Source organism: Geobacillus sp. CX412 (genome assembly GCF_027942335.1).
Lineage (GTDB): Bacteria > Bacillota > Bacilli > Bacillales > Anoxybacillaceae > Parageobacillus_B > Parageobacillus_B toebii.
The window spans coordinates 741,927-762,173 of the sequence record NZ_CP103461.1 but is presented as its reverse complement, the minus strand read 5'-3'; the positions used below and the strand labels follow the sequence as shown (position 1 = coordinate 762,173).

The following is a 20,247-nucleotide window of genomic DNA, read 5'->3' as shown; positions in this document are numbered from 1 at the left end:
ATGCCACACGCCTCCCCTCCCCCTTCCAAAGTACTATTTTTCTTTTATTATACCAATGGTTTTCATGACAATGTCATTACTTTTTTAAAAACTTTCTCACTTCTGAAATAAAGTAAAGCGATCCGGTAATCAAGAAAAGGTCATCGCTTCGTTTTTGTTTTTTCTTTTCTTTGACCCAGCCTTTCCAGTCGTCCGTCGTTGCTTTGTGCGGATGGTTGCACAAGGCGGCAAGCTGCTCAGGCGACGCTGCGCGCGGAAAATCGAACGAAGTAAACGTTATCGTTTTGGCAATTTCGGCAAGCGGCGGAATCATTTGATCAAGCGGTTTATCCCCTAACGCAGCAAATAACACATGAACATCTTTGTTTGGATAGTGCGAACGTACCGTATTAACAAGACTATGAATACCTGCCGCGTTATGAGCGCCGTCAATAATAATCAGCGGCTTATTGCTTACCCGCTCAAATCGTCCGATCCACTTCGCTTTCTCTATCCCCTCATAAATATGCTCTTTTTCAATCAAAAACGAATAGCACATCCGCAAATACTCCGCTGCCATCACCGCGAGCGCCGCATTTTGCACTTGATGTTCTCCAAACATCGTTATTTTTAAATCGGGATATTGCGAAAATATTGTTTCCATTGAAAAATGTTCGCCATCCTCTGTTGACTCATGATGAACAATAAAAAAGTCTTCTTCTAATCGATATGTTTTCGCTTTGAGCGACTTCGCTTTTTCTGAAATAACCGTCCATGCTTCTGGCTGGTTTACCGCTGTAATCACCGGAACGCCTGATTTAATGATGCCCGCTTTTTCAAAGGCAATTTTTTCTAATGTTTCTCCTAAAAAATTCATATGGTCATAGCTGATGTTGGTGATAATGGAAAGAAGCGGATAAATGACGTTCGTCGAATCAAAGCGGCCGCCAAGTCCGGCTTCAATAAGCACAACGTCTTGAATATTCTTTTTCCCGAAATAATAAAGCATCATCGCCGTAATGACTTCAAATTCCGTTGGCGCGCCAAGTTCTGTTTTTTCCAATTCTTCTGCAAGCGGTTGGATTACTTGCACGAGTTCAACGATTTCCTTGTCACGAATTGGGTTTCCATTTACGCTTATTCGTTCATTAAATTGCTCCACATACGGGGAAGTGAACGTTCCGACAGAGTAACCTGCCGCTTGTAAAATATGACGCAAATAGCTTACCGTTGATCCTTTTCCGTTTGTTCCAGCAACGTGAATCGCTCTAACAAGGCGCTCTGGATGTCCAAGCTTGTCCATCAACCATTCCATCCGTTTTAGCCCTGGTTTTATTCCTAAACGCAATCGGCCGTGAATCCACTCTAGCGCCTCTTCATATGTACGAATCATCATATTTCTCCCCCTTACTAGCATAAGATGATGAGAAAAGACGAATCCAAATGCTTGGATTCGTCTTCATGATAAAAGAAGCGGCGATGCATTGTCTATTTTTTTAATTCGGCAAGGCGCACGCGAACAGCTTCGCGTTTTTCTAAGTAGTCTTTTTCTTTTTTCCGTTCTTCTTCCACCACGTGCGCAGGCGCTTTCGTAAGGAAACCTTCGTTGCTTAACTTCTTCTGCACGCGCTCGACTTCTTTGTTGAGTTTTTCAAGTTCTTTTTCGAGCCGTTTGATTTCTTCTTCGATGTTAATGAGCCCTTCAAGCGGCAAGATTAATTCCGCACCAGTAACGACCGCTGTCATCGCTTTTTCCGCAGCTGGGATGTCAGTTGCAATCAACAGTTCGCTCGGATTGCAGAACCGTTCTAAATACACGCGGTTCTTTTCCAATGTCGCTTGAATATGCTCGTCTTTTGCTTTAATGTGCAGCTTGATTGGTTTGCTTAACGGTGTGTTCACTTCGGCGCGAATGTTGCGAACCGCGCGGATAATGTCCACAAGCAAACGCATTTCTTCCGCCGCTTCGTGGTTGGAAAGCTCTGGACGAACTTCCGGCCATTTCGCTACCGTAATTGACTCTCCTTCATGTGGAAGGTGCTGCCAAATTTCTTCGGTGATAAACGGCATAAACGGATGAAGCAGGCGCATTGTATTGTCAAGCACATATGCCAATACAGAACGAGTCGTTTTCTTCGCTGCTTCATCATCCCCATAAAGCGGAAGCTTCGCCATTTCAATATACCAATCGCATAAATCATCCCAAATGAAGTTATACAACACGCGGCCGACCTCACCGAATTCATATTTTTCGGCAAGTTTTGTCACCGTTTCAATCGTTTCGTTTAAACGCGTTAAAATCCAATGGTCGGCAACCGTTTTTTCACCGCTTAAATCAAGCTGGTCGTACGTCATTCCGCCCATGTTCATCAGCGCGAAGCGGGATGCATTCCAAATTTTATTGGCAAAATTCCACGTTGCTTCCACTTTTTCCGTGCTAAAACGCAAATCTTGTCCAGGCGAGCTTCCTGTCGCCAAGAAGAAGCGAAGCGAATCAGCGCCGTACTGGTCGATGACATCCATCGGATCCACGCCGTTGCCGAGCGATTTGCTCATTTTTCTTCCTTGTGCGTCGCGAACAAGGCCGTGGATTAATACATCTTTAAACGGTCTTTCCCCGGTAAATTCAAGACCTTGGAAAATCATGCGCGATACCCAGAAGAAAATGATGTCATATCCAGTGACAAGCACATCGGTTGGATAATAGCGTTTGTAATCCGGTGCCTCTGTATCCGGCCAGCCCATCGTTGAAAACGGCCATAGGGCAGAGCTGAACCACGTATCTAGCACATCAGGGTCTTGCTCCCAGTTTTCGATATCAGCCGGAGGTTCATGGTCGACATAAATTTCTCCTGTTTCTTTATGGTACCAAGCCGGAATGCGATGCCCCCACCATAATTGACGGGAAATACACCAGTCGCGAATATTTTCCAACCAATGCAAATACGTTTTTTCGAAGCGTTCCGGAATGAAGTGCACTTTTCCTTCCGTTTTTTGCAGCTGAATGGCCGCTTCCGCGAGCGGCTTCATTTTGACAAACCATTGTGTCGACAAATACGGCTCGACAACCGCTCCGCTGCGTTCGCTATGCCCAACTGAATGCACATGTTCTTCGATTTTAAATAGCACTCCTTGTTCTTGCAAATCTTTGACGATTTGCTTGCGGCATTCGAAACGGTCCAACCCTTGATATTGCATCGCGTTTTCATTCATCGTGCCGTCTTCGTTCATAACGAGGATGCGCGGCAAGTTGTGGCGGTTGCCGATTTCAAAGTCATTCGGGTCATGTGCCGGTGTAATTTTCACCGCACCCGATCCAAATTCCATATCGACATACTCATCGGCGATAATCGGAATTTCGCGGCCGACAATCGGCAAAATAACCGTTTTGCCAATGAGATGTTTATAGCGCTCGTCATCTGGGTGAACGGCAACCGCCGTATCGCCGAGCATCGTTTCCGGACGGGTCGTTGCCACTTCGATATACCCGGAGCCGTCGGCAAGCGGATAGCGCATATGATAAAGCGCGCCTTTTACTTCTTTATAAATCACTTCAATATCCGATAACGCCGTTTTTGTTACCGGATCCCAGTTAATAATGTATTCGCCGCGATAAATAAGCCCTTTTCGGTAAAGCGATACGAACACTTCGCGCACCGCTTTCGATAAACCTTCATCTAACGTAAAGCGCTCACGCGTATAATCGAGGCCAAGCCCTAATTTTGCCCATTGCTGGCGAATGTGGCTCGCGTATTCTTCTTTCCATTTCCACGTTTCCTCAAGAAACTTTTCCCGTCCTAAATCATAGCGGGAAAGTCCTTGCTTGCGAAGCTTTTCTTCTACTTTTGCCTGTGTGGCGATTCCGGCATGGTCCATTCCCGGAAGCCATAGAACGTCATAGCCTTGCATCCGCTTCATGCGTGTAATAATATCCTGCAGCGTCGTATCCCACGCATGTCCTAAATGGAGTTTCCCTGTTACGTTTGGCGGTGGGATGACAATCGTAAACGGCTTTTTATCAGGATCGCCCGTCGCTTCAAAAAATTTTCCGTCAAGCCACCATTGATATCGATTGGCTTCTACGGCTTTATGGTCGTATTTCGTAGACATTGTAATATCTTTTTGTTCCATTTTGTTTTCCCTCCTTCTTATCAATAAAAAACTCCTTTCATCCTAAAAAGGACGAAAGGAGACTCTTTCGCGGTACCACCTTTTTTCTTAAGCAAAAAGAATTTGCTTAAGCACTTCATTGCGATAACGGTCTGCGACCGGCTTCCTCTACTAGGCAAACACCGTTCAAAGAAGCAGCTCCAGGGCGACCTTCCAACGATAACCGTCCTAGGAAATCTCGCAGCTACTGATTTCCCTCTCTGAAGGCGTTATTCGTTGTACTCTTCCCTGTCTTCGCTTTTTTATTATTTTTCTGTTTATTATACTACGAAAAACTTGTTTCATCGTCAATCATCTTTGCCAAGTTTTTATTTATTTATTCCATTTCTTCGTTTTTGGTGACAAAAACAATATCCAATCATATTTTAATAGTAACATGCACGAGGGAGGAAATGCTCGATGAAACGATTTAACTATTATTCATGGCCGCCATGGCTTCGGCAAATTCGTGCCGTTTGTGCGCAAGTGATTATTCCAATCACGATTTTTCAAGCGATTCGCACCATTTTTTTACCCACGACGTTTGATGTCATCTTATTGGCCATTTTTGTGCTTATTGCGGTGGCGTTTCATCTGGAGTGGATTTAGCTTCTTCTGCTTCTTTTCGCTGGACAAGGCGCATGACGACATACTCCATATTTTTCATTGTAAAGTAACGGCGCTGCAGTTCGGAAACATATTCCCGTTCACTTTTTCTGTTTTGCCGCTTCATCTCATACTCATAAATGCAGCGATATAAAAAATGCGGCTGCGCAAGATGGCTGAAAAGAAAGGACCATTCCTCTTCTAACATCGGCAACGTTTTTCCGTATTCTTCCATTCCTTCCACCCATTCATCACCGATCGGCGGAAATGTGCGCATATGATAACGAAGCGCAATGATTACATCGAAAAGCGGAGAGTTCCAACTGGCGCGTTCCCAACTAAAAAAATAACGATTGTCATTTTCCATCTCTATATAATGTGAAAGCCGTGCCTTTCCGTGAATCCAGGCAATTCTCCATTTTTTTGTTTCTTTCATTTTTTCATACCATTTCTCTAGCTCCGTTTCCGCAAACCAATACGCTTGCATTGTTTCATGAAAATACGTGCAGCATTGCAGCTGAAACGGAGACATATACCATGCATTTTCGCACTTTTCCACATATGATTGCAAAAAGGCGCGCTGCCTTTCCCATTCTCTTTTTTTATTCTCATAGTAATTTCTTATCTCTTCTTCGTTAATATCTATTTGTTTGAGTGACTTTTGATGTAAATAAGCGAGGTCGCGAAAAAAAGAGCGGACATGTTCTCGTTTTTCTTTTCTCTCATCGGATGAAATCCATGGCATTAAATAATAATGCCGGCCATACGATACAAACGGAAAACCTTGTTTTGACAAGTAAAGAGGAACAGATTGTTTTCCATAAAAAAAATATGATTGTTGAATGGCTGCCATTTCCCTGGCGTTCGTTATTTCTTTTAAAGCAAATAGACCAGCGTTCGTATGGATTTTTTTTACTTTCCCGTAATCATCGACGCGAAACGGCTTTAACCCGTATTGCTGTAAAATGGGCGTATACATTTCGATGCGTTCTCTGTTCAATGAAACGACCCCCTCCATAAAAAGAAGTGAGGAATCATGTTTCCCTCACTACGAAGAGCGGCTTCCCGCTAGTGCCGGTATATATAACAATTGCCCTTCATGGATTTCCTCAGGGCTTTCCAATTGGTTGACACGAAGCAGCTGCTGGACGGTTATATCGTACCGCTCGGCGATCTTGTCCAACGAATCTCCTTGCTGAACGATGCAAATTTTTACTTTCGTAAATTCCTCTTCTTGATTCTTCGCAAATAGTTTCGTTAAGTACAATGCATTTTCACTCTTTACTTTTTGTTTTTCGTTTTCATCTATTTCTTCTTTCATTTCATCAGCATCTTTTTCTTTCATCGATCCAATCGATACTTTTGCTTCTTGTTGTGGAGCAACGTTTTCTTCTTCTGCTTTCACCGCTTCCTTTTCTTCTAGTTGTGCGGCTGTTTCTTCCGGTGTTTCCAGCTGCGCGGCTGTTTCTTCTTTTTCTTCTAGTTTTTCTAGCTGTGCGGATTTTTCTTCTTTTTCTTCTGGTTTTTCTAGCTGTGCAGCTTTTTCTTTCGTTTTTTCTAGCCGCTCGACTGTTTCTTCCAGCTGTTCATTGTTATTTAGCGGCACGGCTGTTTCTTCTTCTGTTTCTTCGCGATGGATAGCCGTCATTTCTTGTGCTTCGTCTTCATTTTGTTCCTGCAGTGCATGGTTGAAAATAGAAGATGTCTCTTCTTCTGATTGTTGCTTTCTTTGTTCTTCCTCGTATACTTCTTTGCGCGCGACAACTTCAAACGGTTCAAACAACAGATCTTCGTCTTCTTCCTCTACTAACGAAGGTTCATAAGGTTCATCTAGCGGCGCTTCGCTAATTCCGCTGATCGAAATATCCGCTGTCACTAGCAATCTTCCATTTTCATCTAAATCATAATCGAACGATTCTACCGTCACATACACATCTTCTAAATGTTGAATGCGGTTTTTCGGGATCGTAATATCGATTGGGAAACGATGCGATAATTCACTAATGCCGTCTTCGCGCGTAGAAATATGCTGAACGAATCGATGGCTTGCAAAATCAAAAGGATCTGCGCTGCTTTCTTCCCCTCCCGCCATCCGATATTCTCCGCTTAATTCTAACGCTCCGCGAATCGTAATATACTGTTCATATTCATCAACCGAAACAATCGGGTCCAGCGAAATAGAGAGAAATTCGGCGACTTCCTGTCCTTTTCTAAACCAGATCGATTCCTCAAGGGAAAACCGCAAATACGATTGCTCCAATCCAAACTCCTCCTTCCGTCCCTTACCAACAAAATTTTCTATGACATTACCCATTGTATGAAGGACGAACGAGCAATATGAATAAAAAAATCGGGCTGCCCATCAAAAGATGGACAACCCTTTCTTTTACTTCCCTTCGCGAATTTTCGCAAACGCGCGCTCTGCAGCGGCGATTGTTTTTTCAATATCTTCATCCGTATGTTCCGTGGACAAAAATAATCCTTCAAATTGCGACGGAGGAAGGAAAATTCCTTGTTCCGCCATTTCGCGATAATATGCCGCGAACATTTCTAAATTCGATGTTTTCGCTTTTTCATAGTTTGTTACTTCTTCATTCGTAAAGAAGAAACCAATCATGGAGCCAGCGCGGTTAATCGTATGCGGGATTTCGTATTTTTCCGCCGCTTCGCGCAATCCTTCTTCCAATCGATCCGCTTTTTTGCGGAATTCATCGTATGTTTCCGGCGTCAGCTGAATCAATGTTTCATATCCGGCCGTCATGGCGAGCGGGTTTCCCGATAAGGTGCCGGCTTGATAAATCGGGCCGCTAGGAGCGACTTTTTCCATAATTTCCGCTTTTCCGCCATACGCTCCGACCGGAAGCCCGCCGCCGATGACTTTTCCAAGACACGTCAAATCCGGTTCAATGCCAAAATAGCCTTGCGCACAATGATAATCGACGCGGAAGCCTGTCATGACTTCATCAAAAATAAGAAGGGCACCATATTGTTTTGTTATATCTCGCAACCCTTGCAAAAATCCTGGAACCGGCGGAACGACACCCATGTTTCCCGCAACCGGCTCAACGATGACAGCGGCGATATCTTCGCCAAACCGTTCAAATGCGTAGCGGACGCTTTCTAAATCATTATAAGGAACAGTAATCGTATTTTGCGCCACCGCTTCCGGAACACCAGGGCTATCCGGCAACCCAAGCGTCGCTACTCCTGAACCGGCTTTGATAAGCAACGAGTCGCCATGGCCGTGATAGCATCCTTCAAATTTAACAATTTTATTGCGTCCAGTGTAGCCGCGTGCCAGCCGAAGCGCGCTCATCGTCGCTTCCGTTCCGGAGTTTACCATGCGAACAATTTCGATGGATGGCACCCGTTCAATCACTAATTTCGCTAACTCGTTTTCAATCAATGTCGGGGCGCCAAAACTCGTGCCGTTTTCCGTCACTTTTTTTAGCGCTTCGACAACGCGAGGATTCGCATGACCTAAAATAAGCGGACCCCATGACAACACATAATCAATATATTCATTGCCGTCGATATCGTAAATTTTCGAACCTTTGCCGCGCGCCATAAAAATTGGCGTCATTTTTACGGATTTAAACGCGCGCACCGGGCTGTTGACACCGCCTGGCAACAGCCGGACCGCTTCCTCATACGCTGCTTTTGAACGTTCATAGCTTCGCACCATTCACGGTTCTCCTTTCTATTCATTTAGCCAGCGAGCCGCATCTTTAGCAAAATACGTCATAATTAAATCGGCGCCTGCCCGCTTCATGCCGGTAAGCATTTCCATGACAATTTCTTTTCGTTAATCCATCCGTTTTGCGCCGCTGCTTTGACCATCGAATATTCACCGCTGACATTATAGGCGACAAGCGGGAGATGGAAATGGTTTTTAATGTCACGGATAATATCCATATAAGCGAGCGCTGGTTTTACCATTAAAAAGTCAGCGCCTTCACGCACATCCGATTCCGCTTCGCGGAACGCCTCGAGGCGATTGGCCGGATCCATTTGATATGTTTTCCGGTCGCCGAATTGCGGCGCGCTGTCCGCAGCATCACGGAACGGACCGTAAAATGCGGACGCATATTTAATCGCATACGACATAATCGGCACATTCGTAAATCCGGCTTCATCGAGTCCTTGGCGAATCGCAGCAACAAAACCGTCCATCATATTAGAAGGTGCGATAATATCCGCGCCCGCTTTCGCTTGGCTGACGGCTGTTTTTACAAGCAATTCAAGCGACGGATCGTTTAACACTTGCTCGTTTTCGACTACACCGCAATGTCCATGGCTTGTATATTCACATAAACATGTATCCGCAATAACAACGACATCTGGATAATTTGCTTTGATTTGGCGGATCGCCTCCTGAACGATCCCATGCTCACAATATGCTTGTGAGCCGACTTCATCTTTTTCTGCCGGCACACCGAAAATGATTACCGATTTAATGCCTAGTTGGACGACTTCATCCATTTCCTCATTTAAACGGTCAAGAGAAAATTGATAGATCCCTGGCATGGATGGTATTTCCCGTTTTACCCCTTTTTCTTCGACGACAAAAATCGGATAAATAAGATCGTCTACATGAAGATGTGTTTCTCTCACCATCGCTCGTAAATTCGCGGATTGCCGCAGGCGGCGATGGCGATCAAATTGTAATGTTGCCATTTATTTTTCCCTCCATCGTCCTTTTTGCAAAATATAATTCCATTTCTTTTATCATATCATCAATCGTATACTCGTCTGGACAAATATGCACGGCAAGTCCCGCTTTTTCTGCTGTTTCCTTCGTAATCGGACCGATGCAGGCGATCACGCAGCCGCTAAGTAGTGAAGCGATATCTTCTTTTTCCATCATCCGTATAAAGCTTTGTACGGTAGAGGAACTTGTAAACGTGATCACATCCAGTTTTCTTTCCCGCAACAGATATAACAATTGTTCTTTTCCTGATTCATTCATCAACGTTTCATACACAATAAGGTCCGTTACGTCTGCTCCCATATTGATCAGCGCATCACGCAATACCGGCCTTGCTAAATTTCCTTTCACTAAAAGAACGCGGTCGCGCGGCTTAACAAGCGGTTTTAGCGCCTCGATCATCCCTTCGGCGACAAATTCGCTAGGAATGGCAGCAGGAGAAACGCCATACGTTTTTAAAGCCGCCGCCGTTTTCTTTCCGACTACCGCCACTTTTGGAAGCGGAGTTTCCTTTTTGACAAATGGGAAGAAAAAACGGACACCATTTGCGCTTGTAAAAATGAGCCAATCATAATTGGGAAGCTGGCGCACACATCGTTCAATTTCTTCACGATGGGAAGAAGGAGAAATCGAAATAAGCGGAATTTCAATCGGCGTTGCTCCTGCTTTGCGCAGTTTTTCAGAGAACGCTTTCGCCTGTTCTTTTCCTCTTGTCACAAGCACCGTTTTTCCCGACAACGGACCGCTCACTGTCGATTCATCTCCTCTTTAATACGATCAATTAATGCTTTCGCGCCACGCTCTATTAACATTTTCGCAGCGTTCGTTCCGACTTCTTCCGGATTCGATCCGCTTACCGTTTCTTTATATATCTCTTTTCCGTCTGGAGAAGCAACAAGAGCGGTTAAAACGATATCCTCGCGATCGTCAATATATGCATATCCCGCAATCGGCACTTGACAGCCGCCTTCCATTTGTTGTAAAAATGCACGTTCGGCCAAAACAGCCCGCTCGGTGTGAACATCGTTTAATTTTTGCAGCCATTCCCGCAATTCTTCATCATTTTCGCGGCATTCCACCGCCAACGCTCCTTGTCCAACAGCAGGAAGACATACATCTGTTGATAAATATTCCGTAATGACATCTCTTGCCCAACCCATGCGCACTAATCCGGCCGCCGCAAGAATAATGGCGTCGTAATCTTCGTTTTGCAGCTTCGCAAGTCTCGTATCGATATTGCCGCGAATCCATTTGATCTTTAAATCCGGCCGTTTTGCCAGTATTTGTGCAGAACGGCGCAACTGCTTGTCCCAACGATCGCTCCACTTGGAAGATTCGCAAACGTTTCTTTGTTTTTACTAATCAACACATCATGATGATCCTCACGCGGCGGCACGCAGCCAATGATAAGACCATCAGGCAAAACAGCGGGCATATCTTTCATGCTATGTACTGCCATATCAATTTCGCCGTTTAGCATTGCATGTTCAATTTCTTTTACGAACAATCCTTTGCCACCGACTTTGGATAACGTTACATCAATAATTTTGTCCCCTTTGGTGACAATTTCTTTTACTTCAAATTCAAACGGCGCTCCTAATTGCCGAAGCCGCTCGATGACCCAGTTCGTCTGGGTGAGCGCAAGTTTGCTGCGGCGCGATCCAACGATGATTTTTCGCATCTTTCATTCCTCCACTACGAATACCAAAAATGAAATTTCGATAAACTACCGAATAAGAAAAAGTTTACCAATAAAAATAAAAACGAGCCGATATTCCATAGTGCAATCATTTTTCCTTGCACTTGCTGGACAATGCGCTTGTAAAAGTAAATACTGTACACTGCAAGTACAACAAACGAACCTAACACTTTTACATCATACCAATGAAAATCTTCCACTTTGATATAGGCCCAAATCACTCCAAGAATCAATCCTAATAACAACATAGGCAATCCAATTAAATTTAAAACATAAGACATAAAATCTAATTTCGTTAAATCAGCCATCCGCCATAACCGTTCTCCCCATTTTTTCCGCTTCAATAAGCTGTATTGCAACATGTACAATACCGAAAAAATAAACGAAAGCGAAAACGCCGCATATGCCAATAATGCCATTGTAATATGAATCATTAGCAATTCAGAAATCAGCTTTTCGGCAACAGCCGGTGACTGATGGTGATTTGGCGCGAACGTATGAATCGCCAAAATTAAAAACGCTAGCACGTTCGTAAAAAAGACGATAAAATCAACGCGCATCAACCGGTTAATGATAAGAGATAACGTAATGAGCAACCATGCGTAAAAATAGAGGCCTTCCGACATCGTTAAAATTGGAAAACGCCCTGTCTGTATGATGCGAAACAATAAATAAAATGTTTGCAACATCCAAACAATAGAAAGTAACCAGAAAGCGACTTGATTCGCCTTCCGGTTACGTTGGAGAAAATCAGTAAAATATAAAAGTATAGACAATACGTACAAAAGAATAGACAGCTCATATAACCGGGGCATGGTCATCTCTAACATATGCCAAAATCCTCTCTTATGACTGTAGAGACGGCATAGCGGCGCGTTGACCATCCGTTTTTGCTTGCTTTTGTGCTTTCACTTCGTCTTCGATATTAAAAATTTTCATAAACAATTGCAACGCTTCTTCGGCATTTGGTTCAGCTGCCAACTCTTTTGCGCGTAAAATCGGATCGCGCAGCAATTGATTAATAATGCTTTTTGTGTGTTTGTTCAATACTTTCCGGTCACGTTCCGATAAATGCGGCAATTTCCGTTCAATGCTCCGCATTGTCTCCGCTTGAATCGCCAGCGCTTTTTCACGAAGCGCCGCAATAACAGGCACAACGCCGAGCGTATGAAGCCATTGCTGGAAGGCAACAAGCTCTGTTCCGATCATACGTTCAATTTGCTCTGCCGCTTTTTTGCGCTCTTCTAAATTCGCTTGCACGATTCCTTCTAAATCGTCAATATCATATAAAAAGACGCTTTCTAACTCGGCAAGCGCTGGGTCTAAATCTCGCGGAACAGCGATATCGACCATAAATAGCGGGCGTCCTTTCCTCATTTTTTCTACATGAACCATCATTTCTTTCGTGATGATATAATCTTTTGCTCCAGTAGAGCTAATAACAATGTCCGCCTCCAGAAGCGCACAGGATAGCTCACAAAGCGATTTTGCCGTACCTGAAAACTTTTTCGCCAGCTGCTCTGCTTTTTCGAGCGTTCGGTTGACAACGGTTACTTTTCCTACGCCACTTCCATATAAATTTTGCGCCGCCAATTCTCCCATTTTGCCAGCGCCGATAATTAAAACATGTTTCGAAGATAAATCCCCGAAAATCTTTTTCGCTAATTCTACTGCCGCGTAACTTACAGAAACGGCGTTTGCGCCGATTTCTGTTTCGGAATGGGCGCGCTTTGCAAATGTGACCGCCTGCTTGAATAACTGATTAAATATTGTACCAATCGTTCCATGTTCTTGAGCAAGAAGATAACTTGATTTTACTTGACCTAAAATTTGTGTTTCTCCTAAAATCATCGAATCTAAACCAGAAGCAACACGGAATAAATGTTCGACCGCTGCCTCATTTTCCATAATGTTTAAATAAGGTGTAAGCGCATCGATTTCCATATGAAACCAATTGGCCAAAAATGATTTTATATAATAACGACCGGTATGCAGCTGATCAACAACTGCATAAACTTCGGTACGATTGCATGTAGAAACAATCACATTTTCTAAAATGCTTTTTTGCTGCTGCAATTGCTTCATTGCATCGACCAATTCCGACTCACTAAACGTGAGTTTTTCACGGATTTCAACAGGGGCCGTTTTATAGTTTACGCCAACAACAACAATATGCACTTCCTTTATACCCCCTTAATCAAGTACATAAATATCTTTTTTTATTATAGCACATATGTCTTTCTACTTTATGAAAAAAGTGTGAACATGCTAGAAAGCATATGATAAACTTTATACAGTATAAGTGTATCATAAAAAAGTTTGTCGAAAAACTGGGAGGAACCGATGAAAAAACAAGCTGCGTTCTCTGGCATTATTCTTGTTGGACTGGGCGTTTACTTTTTTGCCAATCAGCTTCACTCCTCATTTGCCCATCTTTTTCAAGACTGGCCAGCACTGTTAATGATTCTCGGGGCGGCGCTGATCGGCCAGGCGTATTCCGCCCGTGAATACCAACACCTATTTCCAGGCATCATTTTGTTTGGATTCGGACTTCACATTTTACTTGTCCATTGGTTCAAACAATGGCCAAATCATATCGGCGTCTTTTTCTTTATCATTGCGATAGCGTTTTTCATTAGCTCCCGAAAAGTAAAAAGCGGCCTTGGCCAAAGCATCTTTTTTTTAGCATTAGCCTTTATTATGCTGTTTTCCGAACATTTTCAGCCGCTGTTTTATATTGTCGAAACAGGCATTGCATCGATTTGGAAGTTTTGGCCGCTTGGGCTAATCCTTGCGGGTATATACATATTATTGGTAAAGAGGAAATAACCCATACAAAAAACACCAGCTTCATTTCATGCTGGTGTTTTTCGATTATAGGAATCGTTCTAAAGCTGCCCATGCTTCTTCTTTTCCTTGGCCTGTTTCTGCCGAAAAAAGAATAAGTTTATCATCCTCCATGATGTTCAACGTTTCACGGACAACTTTTAAATGCTTTTGCCATTTTCCCTTCGGAACTTTATCTGCTTTCGTCGCAATGATAATCGTCGGGATTTGATAATGTTTTAAAAACTCATACATCATGACATCATCTTTCGTCGGCGGATGCCGCAAGTCGACGATCAAAACAACTGCGCGCAGCTGTTCTCTTGTCGTAAAATACGTTTCCATCATTTTTCCCCATGCTTCCCGCTCTTTCTTTGAGACCCTCGCAAATCCATATCCCGGCACATCAACAAAATAAAGCGATTCATTAATAAGGTAAAAATTTAATGTTTGCGTTTTTCCTGGTTTCGATGAAGTGCGCGCTAAATTTTTTCGATTAATCATTTTATTAATAAAGGAAGATTTGCCAACATTGGAACGACCGGCGAGTGCAAATTCCGGCAGCGCACCATCTGGATATTGTTCCGGTTTCACCGCACTGACGGCGATTTCTGCTTTTGTCACGTTCATTGTTGATCCCCTGCCAATGCATGTTGTAGTACTTCATCTAAATGGGAAACGAGCACAAATTGTAAATCATTTTTTACCACATCTGGAATATCTTCTAAATCTTTTTCATTGTCCTTTGGTAAAATTACTTTTTTCAAACCGGCGCGATGGGCGCTTAACGTTTTTTCTTTTAATCCGCCAATTGGAAGCACGCGGCCGCGCAATGTAATTTCTCCCGTCATGCCAACAAATCGGTTTACCGGCCGGCCTGTTAGCGCGGAAATGAGCGCAGTCGCAATCGTGATCCCAGCAGATGGTCCGTCTTTTGGCACGGCGCCTTCTGGTACGTGAATATGAATATCGTATTTTTCATGAAATTCAGAGTCAATCCCAAGCTGTTCAGCTCGAGAACGCACGTAACTAAATGCTGCTTGTGCGGATTCTTTCATGACATCGCCTAATTTTCCTGTTAACACAAGCTTCCCTTTTCCCGGTGCAAGCGATACTTCAATGGATAGCGTATCACCGCCAAACGCTGTGTAGGCAAGGCCTGTCGCCACGCCGACTTGATCTTCCAATTCCGCTTGGCCGTAACGGTATTTTCTTTTTCCTAAAAATTCTTCTATATTTTTCTCTGTAATGATGACGCGTTTTTTCTCCTCAGAAACGATGAGACGTGCTGCTTTTCGGCAAATCGCAGCGATCTGCCGCTCCAATTCGCGCACACCTGCTTCTCGTGTATAATAGCGAATAATACTCATCATCGCGTCATCACGTACTTGCAACGATGATTTTTTTAATCCATGCTCTTTTAATTGTTTTGGAAGCAAATGACGTTTAGCGATTTGCAATTTTTCTACTTCCGTATAGCCTGGGATTGTAATAATTTCCATACGATCCAAAAGCGGCTGTGGAATCGTTGCTAAGTTATTTGCTGTCGCAATAAACATCACTTTCGATAAATCATACGGTTCTTCAATATAATGGTCGCTGAACGTATGGTTTTGTTCCGGATCCAACACTTCAAGAAGCGCCGCAGACGGATCGCCGCGAAAATCACTCGACATTTTATCAATTTCATCTAATAAAAATACCGGATTAATCGTTCCCGCTTTTTTCATCCCTTGGATAATTCGTCCAGGCATTGCGCCGACGTATGTGCGACGGTGGCCACGAATTTCTGATTCATCGCGAACACCACCTAACGAAATGCGAACAAATCGGCGGTTTAGCGACTTGGCAATCGAACGAGCAAGCGACGTCTTCCCAACTCCTGGCGGCCCTGCTAAACAAAGAATCGGACCTTTTAATGATTTCGTTAATTGTTGCACAGATAGAAATTCGAGCACTCGTTCTTTTACTTTTTCTAGACCGTAATGATCTTCGTTTAATATCGCTTCCGCCCGTTTGATATCATGAATATCTTCTGTTTGAGTTGACCACGGAAGCGCAATAAGCCAGTCTAAATAGTTGCGTATCACCGCGCTTTCCGCTGAGGTCGCTGGTATTTTTTCATAGCGGTCGAGTTCTTTAAGCGCCGTTTCTTTCACATGACTTGGCATGCCGGCTGCTTCGATTTTTTCTTTTAATGCTTCGACTTCTCCTGCTTTTCCTTCTTTTTCACCAAGCTCTTTTTGAATTGCCTTCATTTGTTCACGCAAGTAATATTCTTTTTGTGTACGTTCCATCGATTGCTTGACGCGCATGCTAATCTTTTTCTCAAGCTGCAGCACTTCTTTTTCATTATGCAGGATTTGAATAATTTTATGAATGCGTTCTTTCACATCGATCGTTTCAAGGATGCGTTGTTTTTCCTCTAGTTTAAGCGGCAAATGGGAAGCGATAATATCCGCCATTCGTCCCGGCTCATCGATATCTGCAATGGAAGCATAAATATCGGCTGACAATCTTTTTGATAAATTTATGTATTGTTCAAAGTATTCGAGCATCGTCCGTTTCAACGCTTCGTCCTCTAAATCTTTCGTTGTGCGATCTACAAACTTTTCTACTTTTACCATAAAATACGGTTCTTCACTTACTGTCTCGGTAATGATTGCACGCGCGATTCCTTCCACCAGCACGCGAAACGTTCCGTTCGGAAGTTTAAGCAACTGTTTTACGCGCGCAAGTGTCCCCATTTGATATAAATCATCCATATCAGGTTCATCAACGGAAACATCTTTTTGCGATGTCAACAAAATGATGTGATCTTCCACCATTGCTGTTTCAAGCGCTTTTACCGATTTCTCCCGCCCCACATCTAAATGTAAGACCATCGTTGGAAACACAAGCAGCCCCCTTAGTGGCAAAAGAGGAACGACAAGCTCTTTTTTCTTCACCACGAACACCTCCATATCTCACTTCTATTCGTCTATTGTATAGCACCGTAGCACAATTTGTAAAATGACATGATACAGACAAAGGGAAACGTTTTTTATATCTTGCTTATGAATTATAATATAAAGAAAAACCGACTTCGACATCCTTTTTTCGTCGAAGTCGTATCGCTTGCTACTACACTGATTTTTTTTCGGAGCGATCGGCAGCGGCTGGAATAGCGCTATCGTGTTGCGCAAAATCTTTTCCAAATACAACTGGAAACACTTCCTCTAAACGTTGGACAGGAATAATCTCGATCCCATCGATCTCTCGTAAAAGGGATTGCATGTTTTCCAACGGAACGATCACTTTTTTCGCCCCAGCCTGTTTCGCCGCTTTTACTTTTGGAAAAATTCCACCCACTGGTTTGACATAACCGTGAATACTAATTTCTCCTGTCATCGCTACCGTACAATCAACCGGTATTTGATAAATCGCTGAATAAATTCCGGTTGCTATCGCAATTCCTGCAGACGGACCATCAATTGGAATGCCTCCTGGGAAATTAATATGAATATCATAACGATCAGCGGGAACTCCCATTGCACGCAATACAGTAATGACATTTTCAATGGAACCTCTTGCCATACTTTTGCGGCGAATAGATTTTTCCCGGCTTCCAATACTTTCTTCTTCAACGATGCCAGTAATATTAATGGTTCCTTTTTCTTTTGTTGGCAAAGCAGTTACTTCAATTTCCAAAAGCGCTCCGGTGTTCGGACCGTATACAGCTAATCCATTCACAAGACCAACCATCGATGCATGAGAGATTTTCTTTTCATATCGCGGCGACAATTGACTTGAGTGGATGACCCATTCAATGTCTTTATCTAAAATCGTTTCACGTTTTTCAGAAATAGCAATTCCCGCAGCAATTTGCATGATATTTACTGCTTCCCGCCCGTTTCTCGCATAAGACGCAAGAATACGAATTCCGTTTTCCGATACTTTTAAACGTATTTTTTCCGCTGCTTTTTTTGCGATGAGCGCAATTTCATCCTGATCGAGTTCACGAAAAAACACTTCTAAACAACGCGAGCGAATAGCCGGAGGAATTTCGTTTGGCGTTCTCGTTGTCGCTCCAACAAGGCGAAAATCTGCAGGAAGCCCATTTTGGAAAATGTCATGGATATGACTCGGAATTTGCGGGTTTTCCTTGCTATAATAAGCACTTTCAAAAAACACTTTACGGTCTTCGAGCACTTTCAGTAATTTATTCATTTGAATCGGATGAAGCTCTCCAATTTCATCAATAAATAAAACTCCACCATGTGCATTCGTTACCGCACCTTGCTTTGGCTGCGGAATGCCTGCTTGTCCCATCGCTCCAGCCCCTTGATAAATTGGATCGTGCACAGACCCAATTAACGGATCGGCGATTCCACGTTCATCAAACCGTGCTGTCGTTGCGTCTAATTCAACAAATACCGCATTCTTTTTAAAAGGAGAAAGCGGATTTTTTTTCGCCTCTTCTAAAACTAGACGAGCCGCCGCTGTTTTCCCAACGCCTGGTGGTCCGTAAATAATGACATGCTGAGGGTTCGGACCGCATAACGCCGCTTTTAACGCTTTAATTCCGTCTTCTTGACCGACAATATCTTCAAAACTTTTCGGTCTTACTTTTTCCGCAAGTGGTTCGGTTAACGAAATGGATCGCAATTTCTGAAGCTGTTCCATTTCTTTTCGGGATTCCTTATCGATCGAAACTTTTGGATCCGTTGGTTTTTAAGCAAATTCCAAAAATAAAGACCAATAATAATCCCGAAAAATAGTTGTATCAATAGTACTGCATTTGCCCAATTCATTCTCTGAAATCCTCCTGCCTTCAAATAGTATGTAGTATGATAGTATCTCCGTGAAAAGGCAGGAATAAACAAAAAAGAAACCGCCTTATGACTAAGGCAGTTTTACAAACATTACGCTGATGTTTTTCTCTCTTGTTCTATCACTGTTCCGTCGTGGCGAATCAGTTTTGGCGGTTTATTGCCACGAACCGTCTCTACGGTAATAATACATTTTTGCACATCTTCACGAGATGGCAGCTCGAACATGACATCGAGCATAATTCCTTCAATAATCGAGCGAAGACCGCGCGCTCCGGTTTTTCGTTCAATTGCTTTTTTCGCAATTTCCCGCAGCGCTTCTTCTTCAAATTCAAGCTCCACCCCATCAAGTTCAAGCATTTTTTGATATTGTTTTACAATCGCATTTTTCGGCTTTGTTAATATATCGACAAGTGCTTGCTCATCAAGTGGCTCCAAAGTCGTAATGACCGGAAGACGACCGACAAACTCTGGGATAAGTCCAAACTTTAATAAATCTTCCGGAAGCACTTTTGACAATAAATTCTTTTCATCTACATCCGACTGCTGAATATCGGCGCCGAACCCGATTACTTTTTTTCCTAAGCGGCGCTTAATAATCGGTTCGAGCCCATCAAACGCACCGCCACAAATAAATAAAATGTTCGTTGTGTCAATTTGGATAAATTCTTGATGTGGATGCTTGCGGCCACCTTGAGGCGGAACGCTGGCAATCGTTCCTTCTAAAATTTTTAATAATGCCTGCTGCACTCCTTCACCAGATACATCGCGCGTAATGGATGGGTTTTCCGATTTGCGGGCGATTTTATCGATTTCATCGATATAAATAATTCCTTTTTCAGCCCGTTCCACATCATAGTCGGCTGCCTGAATAAGCTTGAGCAAAATGTTTTCTACATCTTCACCGACGTATCCAGCTTCCGTAAGCGATGTTGCATCCGCAATCGCAAACGGCACGTTTAAAATGCGGGCTAATGTTTGCGCCAGCAGCGTTTTTCCGCTTCCCGTCGGTCCAATCATTAAAATATTGCTTTTCGATAATTCTACATCATCGATTTTACTGCCAGAATTAATCCGCTTATAATGATTATAAACCGCAACCGCTAACGATTTTTTCGCTTCATCTTGGCCGATGACATATTCATCTAAAATTTCCCGAATTTCTTTTGGTTTTGGAATATCTTTAAATTCAAATTCCTCTTCGTTTCCTAACTCTTCTTCCACGATCTCCGTGCATAGCTCGATGCATTCATCACATATGTATACACCGGGACCAGCAACAAGCTTGCGGACTTGGTCTTGCGTTTTTCCGCAAAACGAACACTTTAACTGTCCTTTTTCATCATTAAATTTAAACATCAACTTCACCCCTTGCCACGAAATCGCACAACTTCATATGTATTTTATTTTCCTCGCAAAACTTCGACGACAAAACGTATGTATTGGTCATTTTATCATAAATGATCTCC

Annotated in this window: 13 protein-coding genes, 3 pseudogenes and 1 other annotated feature; of the genes and pseudogenes, 2 read left to right on the top strand and 14 right to left on the bottom strand. The window is 43.2% G+C overall.

What is annotated here, in order from left to right; all coding sequences use genetic code 11:
• Positions 1-76: 76 nt before the first annotated feature.
• Together NXM86_RS03895 and NXM86_RS03890 are read right to left on the bottom strand one after the other, a co-directional pair.
• Positions 77-1,372, bottom strand: a complete 1,296-nt coding sequence (locus tag NXM86_RS03895) for a bifunctional folylpolyglutamate synthase/dihydrofolate synthase (protein WP_498958994.1) — start codon at positions 1,370-1,372, stop codon at positions 77-79.
• A 95-nt stretch (positions 1,373-1,467) separates the two neighbouring features.
• Complete coding sequence (locus tag NXM86_RS03890) at positions 1,468-4,110, bottom strand: valine--tRNA ligase (RefSeq protein ID WP_498958640.1); 2,643 nt, start codon at positions 4,108-4,110, stop codon at positions 1,468-1,470.
• A gap of 44 nt (positions 4,111-4,154) precedes the next feature.
• Positions 4,155-4,393 (bottom strand) — a binding site (T-box leader).
• A gap of 155 nt (positions 4,394-4,548) precedes the next feature.
• Between NXM86_RS03890 and NXM86_RS03885 the strand changes: the two genes are divergently transcribed.
• Entirely contained in the window at positions 4,549-4,737 is a 189-nt protein-coding gene (locus NXM86_RS03885; RefSeq protein ID WP_015864680.1) for a YszA family small membrane protein, read from the top strand.
• Here the strand turns inward: NXM86_RS03885 and ysxE are convergent.
• From ysxE to hemA, 8 genes and pseudogenes are all read right to left on the bottom strand, one after another.
• Positions 4,703-5,713, bottom strand: a complete 1,011-nt coding sequence (gene ysxE, locus NXM86_RS03880; RefSeq protein WP_498958993.1) for a spore coat protein YsxE — start codon at positions 5,711-5,713, stop codon at positions 4,703-4,705. The two genes, NXM86_RS03885 and ysxE, sit on opposite strands and share 35 nt — an antisense overlap.
• A 69-nt stretch (positions 5,714-5,782) precedes the next feature.
• On the bottom strand, positions 5,783-6,994 hold the full coding sequence (gene spoVID / locus NXM86_RS03875) for a stage VI sporulation protein D (RefSeq protein ID WP_498958639.1): 1,212 nt from the start codon (positions 6,992-6,994) through the stop codon (positions 5,783-5,785).
• 126 nt (positions 6,995-7,120) lie between these two features.
• Entirely contained in the window at positions 7,121-8,416 is a 1,296-nt protein-coding gene (hemL, locus tag NXM86_RS03870) for a glutamate-1-semialdehyde 2,1-aminomutase (protein WP_041269952.1), read from the bottom strand.
• An 18-nt stretch (positions 8,417-8,434) separates the two neighbouring features.
• Positions 8,435-9,411 (bottom strand): annotated as a pseudogene (gene hemB, locus NXM86_RS03865) (porphobilinogen synthase).
• The gene (locus tag NXM86_RS03860) at positions 9,392-10,192 is read right to left on the bottom strand and encodes a uroporphyrinogen-III synthase (RefSeq protein WP_062677881.1); all 801 of its coding nucleotides are present in this window, start codon (positions 10,190-10,192) and stop codon (positions 9,392-9,394) included. The pseudogene hemB and the gene NXM86_RS03860 overlap by 20 nt, the downstream one beginning before the upstream one ends.
• Positions 10,189-11,123, bottom strand: a pseudogene (hemC, locus tag NXM86_RS03855) (hydroxymethylbilane synthase). The gene NXM86_RS03860 and the pseudogene hemC overlap by 4 nt, the downstream one beginning before the upstream one ends.
• Before the next feature lie 14 nt (positions 11,124-11,137).
• Complete coding sequence (ccsA, locus tag NXM86_RS03850; RefSeq protein WP_498958638.1) at positions 11,138-11,971, bottom strand: cytochrome c biogenesis protein CcsA; 834 nt, start codon at positions 11,969-11,971, stop codon at positions 11,138-11,140.
• Positions 11,972-11,987: 16 nt separating this feature from the next.
• Positions 11,988-13,319 (bottom strand): glutamyl-tRNA reductase, encoded by a 1,332-nt coding sequence (gene hemA / locus NXM86_RS03845; RefSeq protein WP_097354822.1) that lies wholly within the window; start codon positions 13,317-13,319, stop codon positions 11,988-11,990.
• 165 nt (positions 13,320-13,484) lie between these two features.
• On the opposite strand from hemA, the gene NXM86_RS03840 reads away from it, so the two are divergent.
• On the top strand, positions 13,485-13,970 hold the full coding sequence (locus NXM86_RS03840; protein ID WP_015864689.1) for a LiaI-LiaF-like domain-containing protein: 486 nt from the start codon (positions 13,485-13,487) through the stop codon (positions 13,968-13,970).
• 45 nt (positions 13,971-14,015) lie between these two features.
• Here the strand turns inward: NXM86_RS03840 and yihA are convergent, their stop codons facing one another.
• From yihA to clpX, 4 genes and pseudogenes are all read right to left on the bottom strand, one after another.
• Positions 14,016-14,597: a ribosome biogenesis GTP-binding protein YihA/YsxC gene (yihA, locus tag NXM86_RS03835; RefSeq protein WP_062753098.1), complete on the bottom strand. Its 582-nt coding sequence runs from the start codon at positions 14,595-14,597 to the stop codon at positions 14,016-14,018.
• Positions 14,594-16,930 (bottom strand): endopeptidase La, encoded by a 2,337-nt coding sequence (gene lon / locus NXM86_RS03830; RefSeq protein ID WP_430034363.1) that lies wholly within the window; start codon positions 16,928-16,930, stop codon positions 14,594-14,596. Before lon ends, yihA begins: the two co-directional genes overlap by 4 nt.
• 160 nt (positions 16,931-17,090) lie before the next feature.
• Positions 17,091-18,760: pseudogene (gene lonB, locus NXM86_RS03825) on the bottom strand (ATP-dependent protease LonB).
• 111 nt (positions 18,761-18,871) lie between these two features.
• Entirely contained in the window at positions 18,872-20,137 is a 1,266-nt protein-coding gene (gene clpX / locus NXM86_RS03820; protein WP_015864693.1) for an ATP-dependent protease ATP-binding subunit ClpX, read from the bottom strand.
• Positions 20,138-20,247: the final 110 nt, after the last annotated feature.

What these genes read in the sequence shown, in the direction of transcription:
- NXM86_RS03895 (WP_498958994.1), bottom strand. Translation starts at nt 1,372, where the DNA reads ATGATTCGTACATATGAAGAGGCGCTAGAGTGGATTCACGGCCGATTG.
- NXM86_RS03890 (WP_498958640.1), bottom strand. Translation starts at nt 4,110, where the DNA reads ATGGAACAAAAAGATATTACAATGTCTACGAAATACGACCATAAAGCC.
- NXM86_RS03885 (WP_015864680.1), top strand. Translation starts at nt 4,549, where the DNA reads ATGAAACGATTTAACTATTATTCATGGCCGCCATGGCTTCGGCAAATT.
- ysxE (WP_498958993.1), bottom strand. Translation starts at nt 5,713, where the DNA reads ATGTATACGCCCATTTTACAGCAATACGGGTTAAAGCCGTTTCGCGTC.
- ccsA (WP_498958638.1), bottom strand. Translation starts at nt 11,971, where the DNA reads ATGTTAGAGATGACCATGCCCCGGTTATATGAGCTGTCTATTCTTTTG.
- NXM86_RS03840 (WP_015864689.1), top strand. Translation starts at nt 13,485, where the DNA reads ATGAAAAAACAAGCTGCGTTCTCTGGCATTATTCTTGTTGGACTGGGC.
- yihA (WP_062753098.1), bottom strand. Translation starts at nt 14,597, where the DNA reads ATGAACGTGACAAAAGCAGAAATCGCCGTCAGTGCGGTGAAACCGGAA.
- lon (WP_430034363.1), bottom strand. Translation starts at nt 16,930, where the DNA reads ATGGAGGTGTTCGTGGTGAAGAAAAAAGAGCTTGTCGTTCCTCTTTTG.
- clpX (WP_015864693.1), bottom strand. Translation starts at nt 20,137, where the DNA reads ATGTTTAAATTTAATGATGAAAAAGGACAGTTAAAGTGTTCGTTTTGC.